Annotated in this window: 15 protein-coding genes; 10 read left to right on the top strand and 5 right to left on the bottom strand. The window is 61.9% G+C overall.

Annotated features, from left to right (window positions below; all coding sequences use genetic code 11):
• Positions 1-175: 175 nt before the first annotated feature.
• The 4 genes from J2Z31_RS19940 to J2Z31_RS19955 all read right to left on the bottom strand — a co-directional run bounded on the left by J2Z31_RS19940 (position 176) and on the right by J2Z31_RS19955 (position 4,167).
• Positions 176-1,732: a formate dehydrogenase beta subunit gene (locus J2Z31_RS19940; RefSeq protein ID WP_209603818.1), complete on the bottom strand. Its 1,557-nt coding sequence runs from the start codon at positions 1,730-1,732 to the stop codon at positions 176-178.
• Complete coding sequence (locus J2Z31_RS19945) at positions 1,729-2,208, bottom strand: formate dehydrogenase subunit gamma (protein WP_209603820.1); 480 nt, start codon at positions 2,206-2,208, stop codon at positions 1,729-1,731. The genes J2Z31_RS19940 and J2Z31_RS19945 overlap by 4 nt, the downstream gene beginning before the upstream one ends.
• Positions 2,209-2,367: 159 nt before the next feature.
• Positions 2,368-3,264 (bottom strand): LysR family transcriptional regulator, encoded by an 897-nt coding sequence (locus tag J2Z31_RS19950; RefSeq protein WP_209603822.1) that lies wholly within the window; start codon positions 3,262-3,264, stop codon positions 2,368-2,370.
• A gap of 135 nt (positions 3,265-3,399) precedes the next feature.
• Entirely contained in the window at positions 3,400-4,167 is a 768-nt protein-coding gene (locus J2Z31_RS19955; RefSeq protein ID WP_209603824.1) for an SDR family NAD(P)-dependent oxidoreductase, read from the bottom strand.
• 164 nt (positions 4,168-4,331) lie between these two features.
• Between J2Z31_RS19955 and J2Z31_RS19960 the strand changes: the two genes are divergently transcribed.
• The 10 genes from J2Z31_RS19960 (at position 4,332) to J2Z31_RS20005 (ending at position 15,470) form a co-directional block, all read left to right on the top strand.
• The gene (locus tag J2Z31_RS19960; protein ID WP_209603826.1) at positions 4,332-5,096 is read left to right on the top strand and encodes a DeoR/GlpR family DNA-binding transcription regulator; all 765 of its coding nucleotides are present in this window, start codon (positions 4,332-4,334) and stop codon (positions 5,094-5,096) included.
• A 119-nt stretch (positions 5,097-5,215) separates the two neighbouring features.
• The gene (gene glpD / locus J2Z31_RS19965) at positions 5,216-6,733 is read left to right on the top strand and encodes a glycerol-3-phosphate dehydrogenase (protein ID WP_209603828.1); all 1,518 of its coding nucleotides are present in this window, start codon (positions 5,216-5,218) and stop codon (positions 6,731-6,733) included.
• 111 nt (positions 6,734-6,844) lie between these two features.
• Complete coding sequence (locus tag J2Z31_RS19970; RefSeq protein WP_209603830.1) at positions 6,845-7,915, top strand: ABC transporter ATP-binding protein; 1,071 nt, start codon at positions 6,845-6,847, stop codon at positions 7,913-7,915.
• A gap of 21 nt (positions 7,916-7,936) precedes the next feature.
• Positions 7,937-9,007, top strand: coding sequence for an ABC transporter ATP-binding protein (locus J2Z31_RS19975; RefSeq protein WP_209603831.1), 1,071 nt, complete (start codon positions 7,937-7,939; stop codon positions 9,005-9,007).
• A 1-nt stretch (position 9,008) separates the two neighbouring features.
• The gene (locus J2Z31_RS19980) at positions 9,009-9,875 is read left to right on the top strand and encodes a carbohydrate ABC transporter permease (RefSeq protein ID WP_209603833.1); all 867 of its coding nucleotides are present in this window, start codon (positions 9,009-9,011) and stop codon (positions 9,873-9,875) included.
• Between the two features lie 20 nt (positions 9,876-9,895).
• Positions 9,896-10,717 carry a carbohydrate ABC transporter permease gene (locus J2Z31_RS19985; RefSeq protein ID WP_408022049.1) on the top strand — a complete coding sequence of 274 codons (822 nt, stop codon included), beginning with the start codon at positions 9,896-9,898 and terminating at the stop codon, positions 10,715-10,717.
• A complete protein-coding gene (locus J2Z31_RS19990) occupies positions 10,717-11,136 on the top strand; it encodes a DUF2160 domain-containing protein (protein WP_209603838.1) in 420 nt (139 codons plus the stop codon). The genes J2Z31_RS19985 and J2Z31_RS19990 overlap by 1 nt, the downstream gene beginning before the upstream one ends.
• A gap of 81 nt (positions 11,137-11,217) precedes the next feature.
• Positions 11,218-12,942: an ABC transporter substrate-binding protein gene (locus tag J2Z31_RS19995; RefSeq protein WP_209603840.1), complete on the top strand. Its 1,725-nt coding sequence runs from the start codon at positions 11,218-11,220 to the stop codon at positions 12,940-12,942.
• A 352-nt stretch (positions 12,943-13,294) separates the two neighbouring features.
• A complete protein-coding gene (locus J2Z31_RS20000) occupies positions 13,295-14,767 on the top strand; it encodes a nucleobase:cation symporter-2 family protein (protein ID WP_209603842.1) in 1,473 nt (490 codons plus the stop codon).
• Positions 14,768-14,864: 97 nt separating this feature from the next.
• On the top strand, positions 14,865-15,470 hold the full coding sequence (locus J2Z31_RS20005) for a deaminase (protein ID WP_209603844.1): 606 nt from the start codon (positions 14,865-14,867) through the stop codon (positions 15,468-15,470).
• A gap of 30 nt (positions 15,471-15,500) precedes the next feature.
• On the opposite strand, the gene J2Z31_RS20010 is transcribed toward J2Z31_RS20005, so the two are convergent.
• Complete coding sequence (locus J2Z31_RS20010; RefSeq protein ID WP_209603847.1) at positions 15,501-15,929, bottom strand: Fur family transcriptional regulator; 429 nt, start codon at positions 15,927-15,929, stop codon at positions 15,501-15,503.
• Between the last annotated feature and the right edge of the window lie 116 nt (positions 15,930-16,045).

Raw genomic sequence — 16,045 nt, forward strand, 5'->3', positions numbered from 1 at the left:
CTGCCGGCCATCTCCCCCACAAGGGGGGAGATCGACTCGCGGCGAGCCGTTCGCTCCAACGGAAAGGCTTGCGCACGCGGAACGCCCCTATGGGCGCGCGGCCCGTGCCATATGCGTTCTCCCCCCTTATGGGGGAGATGGCCGGCAGGCCAGAGGGGGGTGTACGCCGCGTCCATCATTCCGCAGCCTCCGCCGCCGGCGCCGGCTCGAAATCTTCCGGAAAATGCGTGATCGCGCTCATCACCGGATAGGGCGTGAAACCGCCAAGCGCACAGAGCGAGCCGAATTTCATCGTATTGCAGAGATCGGCAAGCAGTTCGCGGTTCTTCTCCGGCTCGATCCCGGCCCTGATCTTGTCCGCGACTTCGACGCCGCGCGTCGAGCCGAGGCGGCAAGGCGTGCACTTGCCGCAGCTCTCGACCGCGCAGAACTCCATGGCAAAGCGCGCCTGCTTCAGCATGTCGACCGTGTCGTCGAAGACGACGACGCCGGCATGGCCGATGAGCCCGTCCCTGGCCGCGAACGCCTCGTAATCGAAGGGCGTGTCGAACAGCGCCCTTGGGAAATAGGCGCCGAGCGGACCTCCGACCTGCACTGCCCTAACCGGCCGGCCGCTTGCCGTGCCGCCGCCGATCTCGTCGACGATCTCCCCGAGCGTCAGGCCGAAGCCGATCTCGAAAAGGCCGCCGTGCCTGACATTGCCGGCGATCTGGATCGGGATCGTGCCGCGCGAGCGTCCCATCCCGAAATCACGGTAGAAGGCGGCACCCTTGTCGAGGACGATTGGCACGGAGGCAAGCGAGATCACGTTGTTGATAACGGTCGGACAGTCGAACAGGCCCTTGTGGGCGGGGAGCGGCGGCTTGGCGCGCACCAGCCCACGCTTGCCTTCGAGGCTGTTCAGGAGCGACGTCTCCTCGCCGCACACATAGGCGCCGGCGCCGGTCCGGACTTCCATGTCGAAGGCGTTCGCCGAACCGAGCACCGAGCGGCCAAGCACGCCGGCGGCTCGCGCGATCTCGATCGCCTCCGTCATCGCCGCGATCGCATGCGGATATTCAGAGCGGGTATAGATGTAGCCCTTCGTCGCGCCCGCCGCGATACCGGCAATCGCCATGCCTTCGATCAGCACGAAGGGATCGCCCTCCATAATCATCCGATCGGCGAAAGTGCCGCTATCGCCCTCATCGGCGTTGCAGACGATGTATTTCTGCCGTCCTTGCGCTTCGAGCACCGTCTTCCATTTGATGCCGGTCGGGAAGCCGGCGCCGCCGCGCCCGCGCAAACCGCTTTCGGTCACTTCGGCGACAATCGCCGCGGGCTCCATCGACACCGCCTTTTCGAGGCCTCGCAAGCCGCCATGGGCGCGGTAGTCTTCGAGCGACAGCGGATCCGTAATGCCGCAACGGGCAAAGGTCAGCCGCACCTGACGCTTGAGGAACGGGATTTCCTCCGTCTTCCCGAGATGGAGCGGGTGCGAGCCACCGGTGACGAAGCCGGCATCGAGCAGTGATGCGACATCGCGCGGCTTCACCGGCCCGTAGGCGATGCGGCCGTCTACGGTTTCGACTTCGATGAGCGGCTCCAACCAATGCATGCCGCGCGAACCGTTTCTGACGATCGTCGCATCGACACCGCGACGAGCGAGTTCCTCGGCCATCGCCGTCGCCACCTTCTCGGCGCCAAGCGCCAGCGCTGCCGCATCCCGCGGAATATAAATCTTCACGGTCATCTGCGCGCCTCCGCGACCAAGGCCTCGAGTTCCGTCTCATCGAGCCGCGCATGCACCTCGCCGTCCAGCATGGCCGACGGCGAGCAGGAACAGAGCCCGAGACAGTAGACTGGCTCCAGTGTCACGGCGCCGTCGGGCGTGGTCTCGTGGAAATCGATGCCGAGCAGCGCCTTGGCGCGTTCGGCCAGCCGGTCTCCGCCCATCGACTGGCAGGCTTCGGCCCGACAGAGCTTCAGCACATGCCGCCCGGCGGCGTGTTCACGAAAGTCATGATAGAAGGTGACGACGCCGTAGACCTCTGCGCGCGAGAGATTGAGCTCGCGCGCAATCACCGGCAGGGCTTCCTGCGGCACATAGCCGAATTCGTCCTGGACTGCATGCAATATCGGAAGCAACGGGCCTTCCAGACCGTTCAGTTCGCCGACGATCGCCAGCGTTCGCTCGGCCACGTCCGCGCGCGGCAGCTGAATATTCACGTTGAAGAGCCCTCCCGGCCCGTGGTGCGCCGCGGCGCACCAATGTTCTCGAACACCTCTCGGCAGAGGCCGAGCCCCGCCGAACCTGCACGTCACGCAAGCTTCGCGCTTATGGCAACAAGGGTCAATAATGCTGTTCCGTTGAACGATAGAAAAAATCTATTGAGCTGCATTCTGCTCGCCGAGGATACGCGCCTCATGCAGCAGCGCCGATACCAAGGGCGTAAACGGTTCGCGATAGGTGGCGACGAGGCCGACCGTGTGGCGCACGTCCGGATCGACGATCGGAATCATCCGGATATCCTCGTTAAAGCCGAACGATTTCGCGACGTTATACGGCATGATGCTCGCCCAGCGGCCGGTGCGGACATGGGAGAAGAGCACAATCATCGAATTCGATTCGAGCGTCGGGCTGGGGGCCGCTCCGGCTTCGGCGAAGTGCTGGTTGATGATGCGCCGGTTCTGCATGTCGGCGGTCAATAGACAAAGCCGAATATCGCTAACCTCTTTCCACGTCACGCTTGCGCGATCCGACAGAGGCGTGCCGGCGGCCGTAACGAGATGATATTGCTCGATCTGCAGCGGCACGCTTGTAACCCGGCCGAGCGGCTCGTTCTCGAGATAGGTCAGTCCCGCATCGACCTCGAGATTTTCCAGGAGTGCCAGGATCTGGAGCGAGGTCGTCGACAGCACGGAGAAGGTGACGTCGGGATGCTTCTCCTGGAACGGCGCGGTGATCATCGGCACCATCGAGAGCGTCGTCGGGATCGCGGCAAGCCGGATATGGCCGGACAGGCCCTTGCGCGCCGCGCGCATTTCCTCGCGCATGGTGCGCGCATCCCCGACGATTCGCCGCGCCCATTCGAGCACCCGCTGCCCCTCCGGCGTCAGCCCCTGGAAGCGCGAGCCGCGATTGACAAGCATCACGCCGAGCTGATCCTCCAGCTGGCGGATGGCGGCAGACAATGTCGGCTGCGTTACGCCGCACTCCTCCGCCGCCCGGCCGAAATGCCGTTCGCGGGCGAGCGCGAGAAAGAATTCCAGCTTATCGATCATGCCTCAGCCCTTAGAGCAGATTGGTTTCGCCCCTCTCCTCGGGTTAAACCCGAGGACTGGCCCTCTCCCCGCGTGCGGGGAGAGGGAATTTGGATGAGCGGCAGAAGCAGCACAGCGTTTCCAGTGGCAGCCGTCCTAGCAGATCAGCTGTCCGCCGTTCACTTCCAGCACCTGGCCGGTGATATAGCCGGAAAGCGCGTGCGAGGCGAGAAAGAGATAGGCGGGGGCACAGTCCTCGGCGGTTCCGAGTCGGCCGAGCGGGATGCCCTTCCGCGTCGCCTCGAGTTTTTCAGGCGTCGAGTAGCGCTGATGAAAGTCGGTGGCGATCGTGCCGGGTGAGACGCAATTGACGCGGATGCCCTCCGGCGCCAGTTCGCGGGCCAGCGCCTTCGAGTAAGTAGCCACGAAAGCCTTGGTCGCGGAATAGATCGACGAGCCGGCGCTGCCGCCGGTACGCGCCGAGATCGAGACGGTGTTGACGATTGCCGGGTGGACGGACTTGCGCAGCAGCGGCAGCATGGCCCTCGTCATCCTGACGACGGAAGTCTGATTGAGCTCCACGATTGTGCGGTACTCGTCGTCACTGACCTCCGCGACGGGAAAGCGGCCGACCATTGTGCCGGCATTGTTGATGAGCACGTCGAGGCTGTCGAAACGGGTTCTGACCTCGTCCGCCAGGTTCTCGACCCCGCCGGCAAGGAAATCCGCCGTCGCCAGATATGCCCTGCCCTCGTTCGCGGCGATATCGAGAAAGTCCGGCCGGTCGGTGGCGATCGTTCGCCCCATATGCACGAGCACCCGCGCGCCGCAATCGAGAAACTGCCGCGCGACCTCGAGGCCAATGCCGCGGCTGCCGCCGGTCACCACCACATTCATGCCCTTGAACAAGGCCGGATGAAACATGTTCTCACATCCTATTCTGAGGTCTGGCAGGCTGGCCCATCGTCCACCGGAATGCAACGCCAACATCAGCGGCGTCGCAGCGGTAACGGCAAGATCCATTCTGAAATTGCGCGGCTTTCGTTTTTGCATATTATGAAAACAAACGAAAGCGCGGGGAGCGGCACATGTATCTTAGCGGACGGCAGGAGGAAATTCTCGAACTAGCCAAGGCCGAAGGCCGGGTGCTCGTCGAGGAACTCGCCCAGCGCTTTTCGGTAACCCCACAGACGATTCGCAAGGATCTGAACGACCTGTGCGATGCGCGGGTGCTCAATCGCATTCACGGCGGTGCGATCTTCCCGAGCGGCAAAGAAAATGTGAAATACGATGCTCGTCGCCAGATCGCCGCGGCGGAGAAACAGGCGATCGGCCGCGCTGCTGCCGCTCTGATTCCCGATAGTTCCTCCCTCTTCATCAATATCGGCACCACCACGGAAGCGGTCGGCGAAGCGCTCCTCGACCACAAGGAACTGATGATCATCACCAACAACATCAACGTTGCCAACAGGTTGAGGATCTTTCCGTCTATCGAGGTGGTGATTGCCGGCGGCGTGGTCCGCGGCTCGGATGGCGGCATTGTCGGGGAGGCAGCCGTCGACTTCATCAAGCAGTTCAAAGTTGATTTCGCCGTCATCGGCGCCTCGGCGATCGACAGCGATGGTGCGCTTCTGGATTTCGATTACCGCGAAGTGAAAGTGGCGCAGGCGATCATCGCCAATGCGCGCCACGTGATCCTGGTGTCCGATTCGACGAAATTTGAACGCACGGCTCCGGTCAGGATCGGTCATATCTCTCAGGTCCAGACCTTTATTACCGACCGCTGCATCACTGATAACGTTCGTAAAATCTGCGCCGACCAGGGTGTTCGCCTAATCGAGACCGAGGCCTGACTGGCGATGGCAGATTCGCATAACATTCGTTTGACATTCGCTCAGTTTTCATTTTAACTCCATTTACTTTCGCGATTGCGCTAAAATTGTGCATTGCGAAAAGCGGAGGGGCAAACGCGGTGTCAGAGCAGGCAGTCTTCGACGTCTTTGTCATAGGCGGCGGCATCAACGGATGCGGCATCGCGCGTGATGCGGTCGGCCGGGGTTATTCCGTCGCGCTCGCCGAGATGAACGATTTCGCTTCCGGCACCTCCTCCGGCTCCACCAAACTCATCCATGGCGGCTTACGCTATCTCGAACATTACGAATTCCGGCTGGTGCGCGAGGCGCTGATGGAGCGTGAAGTGCTCTGGGCCATGGCGCCGCACGTCATCTGGCCGATGCGTTTCGTGCTCCCCTATCACAAGGGCGGACTGCGCCCCGCTTGGCTGATCCGCCTGGGGCTCTTTCTCTATGACCATATCGGCGGCCGCAAGCTGTTGCCGCCTACGAGCACGCTGGACATGACCCGCAATCCGGCGGGAGAACCGTTGAAGCGCCTCTTTACCAAGGCATTCGAATATTCGGATGGCTGGGTCGACGATGCCCGTCTCGTGGTGCTGAATGCACGCGATGCCGCCGACCGCGGCGCCAGGATCATGGCGCGCACTCGCGTGGTCTCGGCCCGGCGCCAGAACGGCCTGTGGGCGATCGAAGCGGAAGACACCGCAACGGGTATCCGGGAGGTCCTCAGCGCGCGCGTACTTGTCAACGCCACCGGTCCCTGGGTCGACCGGGTGCTGGCCGAAGCGCTCGGCAAGAAAGACGTTCACAATGTCCGCCTCGTCCAGGGCAGTCATATTGTCATCAGGAAGAAGTTCGACGATCCGCGCGCCTATTTCTTCCAGAACCCGGACGGCCGGATCATGTTCGCCATTCCTTACCAGGAAGATTTCACCCTGATTGGAACGACGGATCGGGATTATGCCGGAAATCCGGCCGACGTGCACATCAGCGATGCCGAGATCGACTATCTCTGCAAGGCGGCAAGCGAGTATTTTTCCGATCCGGTGACGAAAGACGAGATCGTCTGGAGCTACTCGGCCGTGCGTCCGCTCTACGACGACGGCGCGAGCATGGCCCAGGAAGCAACCCGTGACTATGTCCTGCGCCTCGAGCGCAAGAACGGTGAGGCGCCGCTGCTCAATGTCTTCGGCGGCAAGCTCACGACCTATCGGCGCCTCGCCGAATCCGCGCTCGAAAACATCGGCGAGGCGATCGGCACCAAGGGCGCGAGGTGGACAGCCGGATCGCGCCTGCCGGGTGGGGATTTTCCCGCGACAGCCTATGAGGCGGAGGTCGAGAAGCTGAAAATGCGCTATCCCTTTCTTGCCGCCTCGCATGCGCGGCGGCTGGTGCGGCTATACGGCACGCTCGCGGCAAGGCTGCTCGGCCCTGCCCGAAGCGAGGCCGATCTTGGAAGACGCTTCGGCGCGGATCTCTACGCGGTCGAGGTCGACTGGCTGATCGGCCAGGAATGGGCGCGGCGCGCGGAGGACGTGCTGTGGCGTCGCACGAAACTGGGACTGAAGCTCTCGCCGGCGGAGACGGCGGACCTGGAGGACTATGTGCGCGGCGCAGTCGATGCCGCCGCCTGATCTGAAGCGTCGGAGCGGGATGCCTACGAAAAGCCGATCACAGTTTTTCTCATCCCGCGTGGATCCCGCAATTGAAGCTGCCGATGGCTGGGTGGAACACCGGAGAATTCAATGCTCGAAATGAAGAACATATCCAAGGTCGTCGGCGGGGAGACGCATGTCTACCCGACCAACCTTGCGCTGGAGAGGGGGTCTCTGAACGTATTGCTCGGCCCGACGCTCTCCGGCAAGACGTCGCTGATGCGGCTCATGGCCGGTCTCGACAAGCCCGCCTCCGGTTCGGTTCATTTCGATGGCGCCGACGTGACGGGTGTGCCGGTGCAGAAACGTTCGGTCGCAATGGTCTATCAGCAGTTCATCAATTATCCGGCGATGACCGTCTACGACAACATCGCCTCGCCCATGCGCATCAAGGGTGCCGACGCCGCCACCATCGACCGGGAGGTGAGGAAAGCTGCGGAGCTCCTGAAACTCACCCCCTATCTCGACCGCACGCCGCTCAACCTTTCCGGAGGTCAGCAGCAGCGCACGGCGCTTGCCCGTGCAATCGTCAAGAATGCGGATCTGGTGCTGCTCGATGAGCCGCTCGCCAATCTCGACTACAAGCTGCGCGAAGAGTTGCGCGAAGAGTTGCCGAAGATCTTCGCCGCGTCCGGCGCGATCTTCGTCTATGCGACGACGGAGCCGTCGGAGGCGCTGCTGCTCGGCGGCAATACCGCCACCCTGTCAGAAGGCCGCATCACGCAATTCGGCCGAACCATCGATGTCTATCGCCGGCCCGTCGATCTCGTCACCGCCCGCACCTTCGCCGATCCGCCGCTCAACACGATCGGGCTCGTGAAAACGGGGCCGCATTTCACGCTCGAAGGTAAGCCGGTGCTTTCCGTTCCTGCGCATCTGGCATCGGTTGCGGATGGACCCTGCACGGTCGCCTTCCAGCCGCACCACATTTCCTTCGACCGGCCGAACGGCAGCGGCAACCCGCTGACCGTGAAGACGGCAATTTCCGAAATCGCCGGATCCGAAAGCTTCATTCACGTCGGCTTTGCCGATGCGCGCTGGGTGATGCTGGCGCCCGGCGTTCACGACATCGAACCGGACGCGACCCTCGAGGTCTTCGTCGACACCCGGCATCTCATGGCCTTCGGGACTGACGGCCGGGCGATCGGCGGTACGGCCTGAGGCAAGCGCTGGGAGGAAACCATGGCACGCATCAATCTCGACCATATCCGCCACGCCTACGGCGCCAGGCCGAAATCGGAAGCCGACTACGCGCTAAAGGAAGTCCATCACGAATGGAACGACGGCGGCGCCTATGCGCTGCTCGGCCCTTCAGGCTGCGGCAAGACCACGCTGCTCAACATTATTTCGGGGCTGATCAACCCGTCGGAAGGCCGCATCCTCTTCGACGGCACGGACGTGACACATCTGACGACCCAACACCGCAACATCGCCCAGGTGTTCCAGTTCCCGGTCATCTACGACACGATGACCGTCTACGACAATCTCGCCTTTCCGCTTCGCAACCGTCATGTGCCGGAGACGGAGGTCGACCGCCGCGTCAAGGAAATTGTCGAGATGATCGGTCTCGGCGGCTGGGCAAATAAGACGGCGCGGGGGCTGACGGCAGACCAGAAGCAGAAGATCTCGCTCGGCCGCGGTCTGGTGCGCTCCGACGTCAGCGCCATCCTGTTCGACGAGCCGCTGACCGTCATCGATCCGGAGATGAAGTGGGTCTTGCGCTCGCAGATCAAGCGCCTGCACAAGCAGTTCGGCTTCACCATGGTCTATGTCACGCACGACCAGACCGAGGCGCTGACCTTCGCCGACAAGGTGGTCGTCATGTACGACGGCCAGATCGTCCAGATCGGCACGCCGGCCGAGCTCTTCGAGCGGCCGCGCCACACCTTCGTCGGCTATTTCATCGGCTCGCCGGGCATGAACGTCTTACCCGCCGAGATCGCCGGCAATACCGCCGCCATCGGTGACCAGAGCATCACGCTCAATTTCCAACCGCAGATCAAGGCAGGCGCCAAGACCGAGCTCGGCATCCGCCCGGAATTCATCTCGCTCGGCCGCGAGGGCATGCCGGTTTCGATCAACAAGGTCGAGGACATCGGCCGTCACAAGATCGTGCGCGCCAGCTTTGCCGACCGGCCGATCTCGATCATCGTCGACGAGGACCGCGAGATCCCCGCCGAGCCGCGCGTTACCTTCGACCCGAAGGCAATCAACATCTACGCCGATTCCTGGCGCGTCGGCGGGGAGGCCTGACATGGAAAAGACCTGGAACAACAAGGCTTGGTTCATGGTCCTGCCGGTGCTGGTGCTCGTCGCCTTCTCGGCGGTGATCCCGCTGATGACCGTCGTCAATTATTCGGTCCAGGACACCTTCGGCAACAATGAGTTCTTCTGGGCCGGTACCGACTGGTTCCAGGACGTGCTCGAGTCCGATCGCTTCTGGGATGCGCTCACCCGCAACCTGATCTTCTCGGCGATCATTCTCGCGATCGAGATTCCGCTCGGCATCGTCATCGCCCTCAACATGCCGAAGAGGGGCATCGGCGTGCCGATCTGCCTCGTCCTGATGGCGCTGCCGCTGCTCATCCCGTGGAACGTCGTCGGCACCATCTGGCAGGTCTTCGGCCGCGTCGATATCGGGTTGCTCGGACGAGTGGTCGCCTCGATGGGCATCAACTACAACTACGTGCAGAACCCGATCGATGCCTGGGTGACGCTGATCATCATGGATGTCTGGCACTGGACGAGCCTCGTCGTGCTGCTCTGCTATGCCGGCCTCGTCTCGATCCCGGATGCCTATTACCAGGCCGCGAAGATCGATGGCGCGTCGCGCTGGTCCGTTTTCCGCTATATCCAGCTTCCGAAGATGAAGCGGGTGCTCCTGATCGCCTTCCTCTTGCGTTTCATGGACAGTTTCATGATCTATACGGAGCCCTTCGTCGTCACCGGCGGCGGCCCGGGCAACTCGACAACCTTCCTGTCGATCGATCTCGTCAAGATGGCGATCGGCCAGTTCGACCTCGGCCCGGCCGCAGCCCTCTCGATCATCTACTTCCTCATCATCCTGCTGCTCTCGTGGATCTTCTACACGGTGATGACCACGAGCGACGCGCAGGGTTGAGAAGGAGGGAGGAAACCATGATGACCACCAAGCAACCTCTTTCGCAGCGCCTCTCCTGGCTGGTGCCGACGATCTACATCGTCTTCCTGCTGCTGCCGATCTATTGGCTCGTCAATATGAGCTTCAAGGAGACGAGCGAGATCCTCGGCGCCTTCACGCTTTGGCCCGAGAACCCGACGCTCAGGAACTACCAGGTGATCTTCACCGATCCCTCCTGGTATTCGGGCTATATCAACTCGATCATCTATGTGGTGCTCAACACGGTGATCTCGGTGACGGTGGCGCTGCCGGCGGCCTATGCCTTCTCGCGCTATCGGTTCTTGGGCGACAAGCACCTGTTCTTCTGGCTCTTGACCAACCGAATGGCGCCGCCGGCGGTTTTCGCGCTGCCCTTCTTCCAGCTCTATTCCGCCTTTGGCCTCATCGACACGCATATCGCGGTGGCGATCGCGCACTGCCTGTTCAACGTGCCGCTCGCCGTCTGGATCCTGGAAGGCTTCATGTCCGGCGTGCCGAAGGAGATCGACGAGACCGCCTATATCGACGGCTATTCCTTCCCGCGCTTCTTCATGAAGATCTTCGTGCCGCTGATCGCATCGGGCATCGGCGTCGCCGCTTTCTTCTGCTTCATGTTCTCCTGGGTCGAGCTGCTGCTCGCCCGCACGCTGACGACGACCGATGCCAAGCCGATCGCCGCGACCATGACCCGCACGGTCTCGGCCTCCGGCCTCGACTGGGGCGTGCTCGCCGCCGCCGGTGTGCTGACGATCATCCCCGGCGCGCTCGTCATCTATTTCGTTCGCAACTATATCGCCAAGGGCTTCGCCCTGGGGAGGGTCTGATGGTCACCATCGCCACGCGCAAGAACCGCTGGCCCGTCGCGCTTGTCGCCGTGCTCGTCATCTATGTCGCAGCTGCCGGCCTGCTCTTTTCCGCTCTGCCCGTGGCGGACGGGGAGCGCGACTGGTTCGCCTCGCTGATCCCCGGCGGCTGGATGGCCTGGTCGTTCCCGACCGCCATGTTCTTCCTGACGATCTTCTTGCTGCTCGCGCTGATGGCCGTCTGGGAATATGCCCGGCCGGGCGGTGCCCCGCGCGTCGGCATCCTGCGCTTCGAAACGACCCGCGGCGACAGGCTTTTCGTTTCGCTGCTCGGAAGCGCATTCATTCACCTCGCCTGGCTGGGGCTGGTCGGCGCAAATCTCTGGTGGGCGCTCGCCCTCTCGGTGATCTACGCCATCGCCGTCTTCCGCTACGTTTGAGGCGCTGAAATGAGGGGCGCCCCGAGGGGCGTCCTTCGAAACTGCAAGGAAACGCAATCGCAAAACCCAAGGGAGGAATTGATGCGACGGCACCTTATGACTACGACGGCGGCGATGCTGCTGGCACTCACCGGCTCGGCATTTGCCGGCATGGACGAGGCAAAGCAGTTCCTGGACAAGGAAATCGCCGATCTCTCCTCGCTCGACCGCGCCGCCCAGGAAGCGGAAATGCAATGGTTCGTCGATGCGGCGAAGCCCTTCGCCGGCATGGAAATCAAGGTCGTATCCGAAACGATCGCCACCCATGAATACGAATCGAAGGTGCTCGCCCCGGCCTTCACCGCCATCACCGGCATCAAGGTCACCCATGACCTGATCGGCGAAGGCGATGTCGTCGAAAAACTGCAGACCCAAATGCAGTCGGGTGAGAACATCTACGACGCCTACATCAACGATAGCGACCTCATCGGCACGCACTGGCGCTATCAGCAGGCGCGCAGCCTCACAGATTTCATGGCGAACGAGGGCAAGGACGTTACCAATCCGAACCTCGACATCGACGACTTCATCGGCAAGTCCTTCACCACGGCGCCGGATGGCAAGCTCTATCAGTTGCCCGACCAGCAGTTCGCGAACCTCTACTGGTTCCGCTACGACTGGTTCAACGACGAGAAGAACAAGGCGGACTTCAAGGCCAAGTACGGCTATGACCTCGGCGTTCCGGTCAACTGGTCTGCCTATGAGGACATCGCCGAGTTCTTTACCGGCCGCGAGATCGACGGCAAGAAGGTCTATGGTCACATGGACTACGGCAAGAAGGACCCGTCGCTCGGCTGGCGCTTCACCGACGCCTGGCTCTCGATGGCCGGCAACGGCGACAAGGGCATCCCGAACGGCAAGCCGGTCGACGAATGGGGCATCAAGGTCGACGAGAACTCACGGCCCGTCGGCTCGTGCGTCGCGCGCGGCGGAGACACCAACGGCCCGGCTGCGGTTTACGCCATCCAGAAGTATCTCGACTGGATGAAGGCCTATGCGCCGGCTGCCGCCCAGGGCATGACCTTCTCGGAATCCGGCCCGGTTCCGTCGCAAGGCGAAATCGCCCAGCAGATGTTCACCTATACGGCCTTCACCGCGAGCTTCGTGAAGGAAGGCCTGCCGGTCGTGAACGAGGACGGATCGCCGAAGTGGCGCTTCGCGCCGAGCCCGCATGGCGTCTACTGGAAGGACGGCATGAAGCTCGGTTACCAGGACGCCGGTTCCTGGACCCTGATGAAGTCCACCCCGGAGGATCGCGCGAAGGCCGCATGGCTCTATGCGCAGTTCGTCACCTCGAAGACAATCGACGTGAAGAAGAGCCATGTCGGACTGACCTTCATCCGCCAGTCGACACTCGACCATAAGAGCTTCACCGACCGCGCACCGAAGCTCGGCGGCTTGATCGAGTTCTACCGTTCGCCGGCCCGCCTGCAGTGGTCGCCGACCGGCACGAACGTTCCTGACTATCCGAAGCTGGCACAGCTCTGGTGGCAGGCGATCGGCGATGCCTCTTCCGGCGCCAAGAGCGCCCAGGAAGCGATGGACTCGCTTTGCGCCGAGCAGGAGAAGGTGCTGCAGCGCCTCGAACGCGCCGGCATCCAGGGCGACATCGGTCCGAAGCTCGCCGAGGAGCACGATCTCGAATATTGGAACGCGGAAGCCGTCAAGGCCGGCAACCTCGCTCCGCAGCTGAAGGTTGAGAACGAGAAGGAAAAGCCGATCACCGTCAACTATGACGAGCTGGTCAAGAGCTGGCAGACCAACTGAGCCATCGATAAAGTGTCGCCCGGTCTCTGGGCGACGCACGAATACCGGAGATGCGGCACCGGGGCTGGAAACAGCCCCGGTTTCTTCAGTCGGCGAGGCGCATGCTGGAGCCCACACCGACAGTGCCGCGCGTATCAGACGCTATCAGACGCGCAAAGGTCGCTAGCACTTTGAATTGCTGCGTGTTTCCTTAGATCGAGCTCTATGCAGCAGCCGAAAGCATTACTGTCGTACAACCGAAAACTGTTTCCCTCTTTTCGATAAAGTCAGGCTCCACATCCAGTGCCATAGTTTGCCGCCCACGTCGTAGGAGGAGGTGGGCATGCACGCAAAGGTATTGGAGGAGACTACCTTGGCAAAAAGCCCAGAGGAGACCGTGGCGCAAACGCGACCGGAAGATGAAAAACTCGGTATCGGCGCCAATTTGGCCTATGGCCTGCAGCATGTCCTGACCATGTATGGCGGCATCGTCGCGGTGCCGCTGATTTTGGGTCAGGCGGCAGGCCTCAATTCCAGCGATGTCGGAACGCTGATCACCGCATCGCTCTTCGCCGGCGGTCTCGCTACTATCCTGCAGACCATTGGAATTCCGTTTTTCGGAAGCCGGCTGCCGCTGGTCCAGGGTGTTTCGTTTTCCGGCGTCGCGACGATGATTGCCATTTCCGGCAATGGCGGCATGCAGCCGGTGCTCGGCGCGGTCATGGCCGCCTCGCTGATTGGCCTTCTGATCACGCCGATCTTTTCGCGGGTCACCCGCTTCTTCCCTCCGCTCGTCACCGGCATAGTGATAACGACCATCGGCTTGACGCTGATGCCGGTCGCAGCGCGCTGGGCCATGGGCGGCAACAGCGCCGCACCGGACTTCGGCAGCCCGGCCAATATCCAGCTTGCGGCGACAACCCTCGTCATCGTGCTTTTGCTCAGCAAGCTCGGAAGTGCATCGATCTCGAGGCTTTCGATCCTCATTGCCCTGATCATCGGCACCGTCATCGCCTATTTCTCCGGCATGACTGACTTTTCGAAGGTGATCGAAGGGCCGTTCTTCGCGTTTCCGGCGGTATTCCACTTTGGCTATCCAACCTTCGAGATCGCGGCCATCGTGTCGATGTTCATCGTTATCATGGTCACCTTGGTCGAAACGTCGGCGGATATCCTGGCCGTCGGCGAAATCATCGAGACGAAAGTGGATTCGCGACGCCTCGGTGACGGGCTGAGGGCGGACATGCTGTCGAGCTTCATCGCGCCGGTCTTCGGCTCCTTCACCCAGAGCGCCTTTGCCCAAAATGTCGGGCTCGTGGCGGTCACCGGCATCAAGAGCCGTTATGTGGTCGCAACCGGCGGGCTGTTTCTCGTGATGCTTGGCCTGCTGCCAGTCATGGGCCGCATCGTCGCGGCGGTTCCGAGCGCCGTGCTCGGTGGCGCCGGCATAGTCCTCTTCGGCACGGTCGCCGCGAGCGGCATCCGCACCCTCTCGAAGGTCGACTACAACAACAACATGAACCTTGTCATTGTCGCCACTTCGATCGGGTTCGGCATGATCCCAATCGCCTCTCCCGGCTTTTATGAGCATTTTCCGGCCTGGTTTGCGACGATCTTCCACTCCGGCATCAGCTCCGCTGCTTTGATGGCGATCAGCCTCAATCTGATCTTCAATCACATGACGGCCGGCAATTCCGACCAGCAATCGGTGTTCGTCGCGGGAACGGAGCGAACCCTCCGGTACCAGGATATCGCGCGGCTGCACGATGGCGATTATTTCCTCAATGGCAAACTCTACGACGCGAAAGGCATCGAGGTGCCGGTGATCGCATCGGAAGCGCACTAATCCGCAACTGCCGCAATGCATCGTGCTTGCACCCGGGATCGGTCACGACCGCTCCCGGGGCGGCGCAGCGGCGCGGCGCAACAACAAAGGAACGATCATGGCACAACAACAGGATTTGCTCCGGCTGCTCGACGCCCTGCTGACCACGATGGAGCACGTAATCATCCCTGCCACGGAAGCCGGCGTGGCGGCGGGCAATAAAGTCTTTGGTGCCGCGCTCATCAGGAAAGCGGACCTGTCGGTCATCCTCGCTGAGACCAATAATGAAACCGAGAATCCGCTCTGGCACGGCGAAGTCCACACATTGAAGCGGTTCTACGAAATGGCCGGATCAGCCCGCCCCGACTCGCGCGACCTCCTCTTCCTGTCGACCCATGAACCCTGCTCGATGTGCCTGTCCGCGATTACCTGGGCGGGCTTCGACAATTTTTACTATTTCTTCAGCCACGAGGATTCGCGCGATGCCTTTTCGATCCCGCACGACCTCAGGATCCTCAAAGAGGTCTTCACGCTGGAGCCTGGCGGCTACAATAGGACGAATGCCTTCTGGAAAGGCCAGTCGATCAGAGATTTGATCGCCCGCCTTCCCGGAACGGATCGACCGCTATTTCAAGGGCGTGCCGACGCGATCAGCCGCAAATATGCCGAGCTCTCCGCCAGCTATCAGTCCGGCAAGGAGAACAACGCGATTCCGCTGAACTAGACCAGCCCTCCGGGACCGACGGGTCCAGGTTCAATCCTTGCGCTTCCGGCAATAGAGCTCCAGCCGGTGGCGCACCAGCTCGTAGCCGAGTTCTGCGGCGATCTCCGCCTGCAATTGCTCGATCTTGTCCGAGCGGAACTCGATGACCGCACCCGTTTCGATGTCGATCAGATGGTCGTGATGCGGGGCGTCGGCCGTCTCGAACCGGGCGGTCGCATTCTCGAAGGCATGCCGCTGCACGACACCCTGCTGTTCGAGCGCCGAAAGCGTCCGGTAGACGGTCGAGAGCGATACCGTCGCATCGATCTCCTTGGCGCGGCGGTGCAGTTCGCTGGCGTCCGGGTGGTCTTCTGCTTCGGCCAGAATCTTCAGGATCGCGGCGCGCTGGCGTGTGACGCGCACCCCTCCTTCGCGCAGGATTCCTTCCAGTTCCTGGACCCGATTTTTTGTCTGTCTCATCCGCCGACACTAGCCAAGGGCGGCTGTTTTGAAAATAGCTAGTTGCGAATGGTTCTCATTTGCATTGACTTATGCAGGCCATTCGCCTACCCATAGTGGGAGAGCAGAAGAGGAGA

The organism is Sinorhizobium kostiense, from assembly GCF_017874595.1.
GTDB classification, from domain to species: Bacteria; Pseudomonadota; Alphaproteobacteria; order Rhizobiales; family Rhizobiaceae; genus Sinorhizobium; species Sinorhizobium kostiense.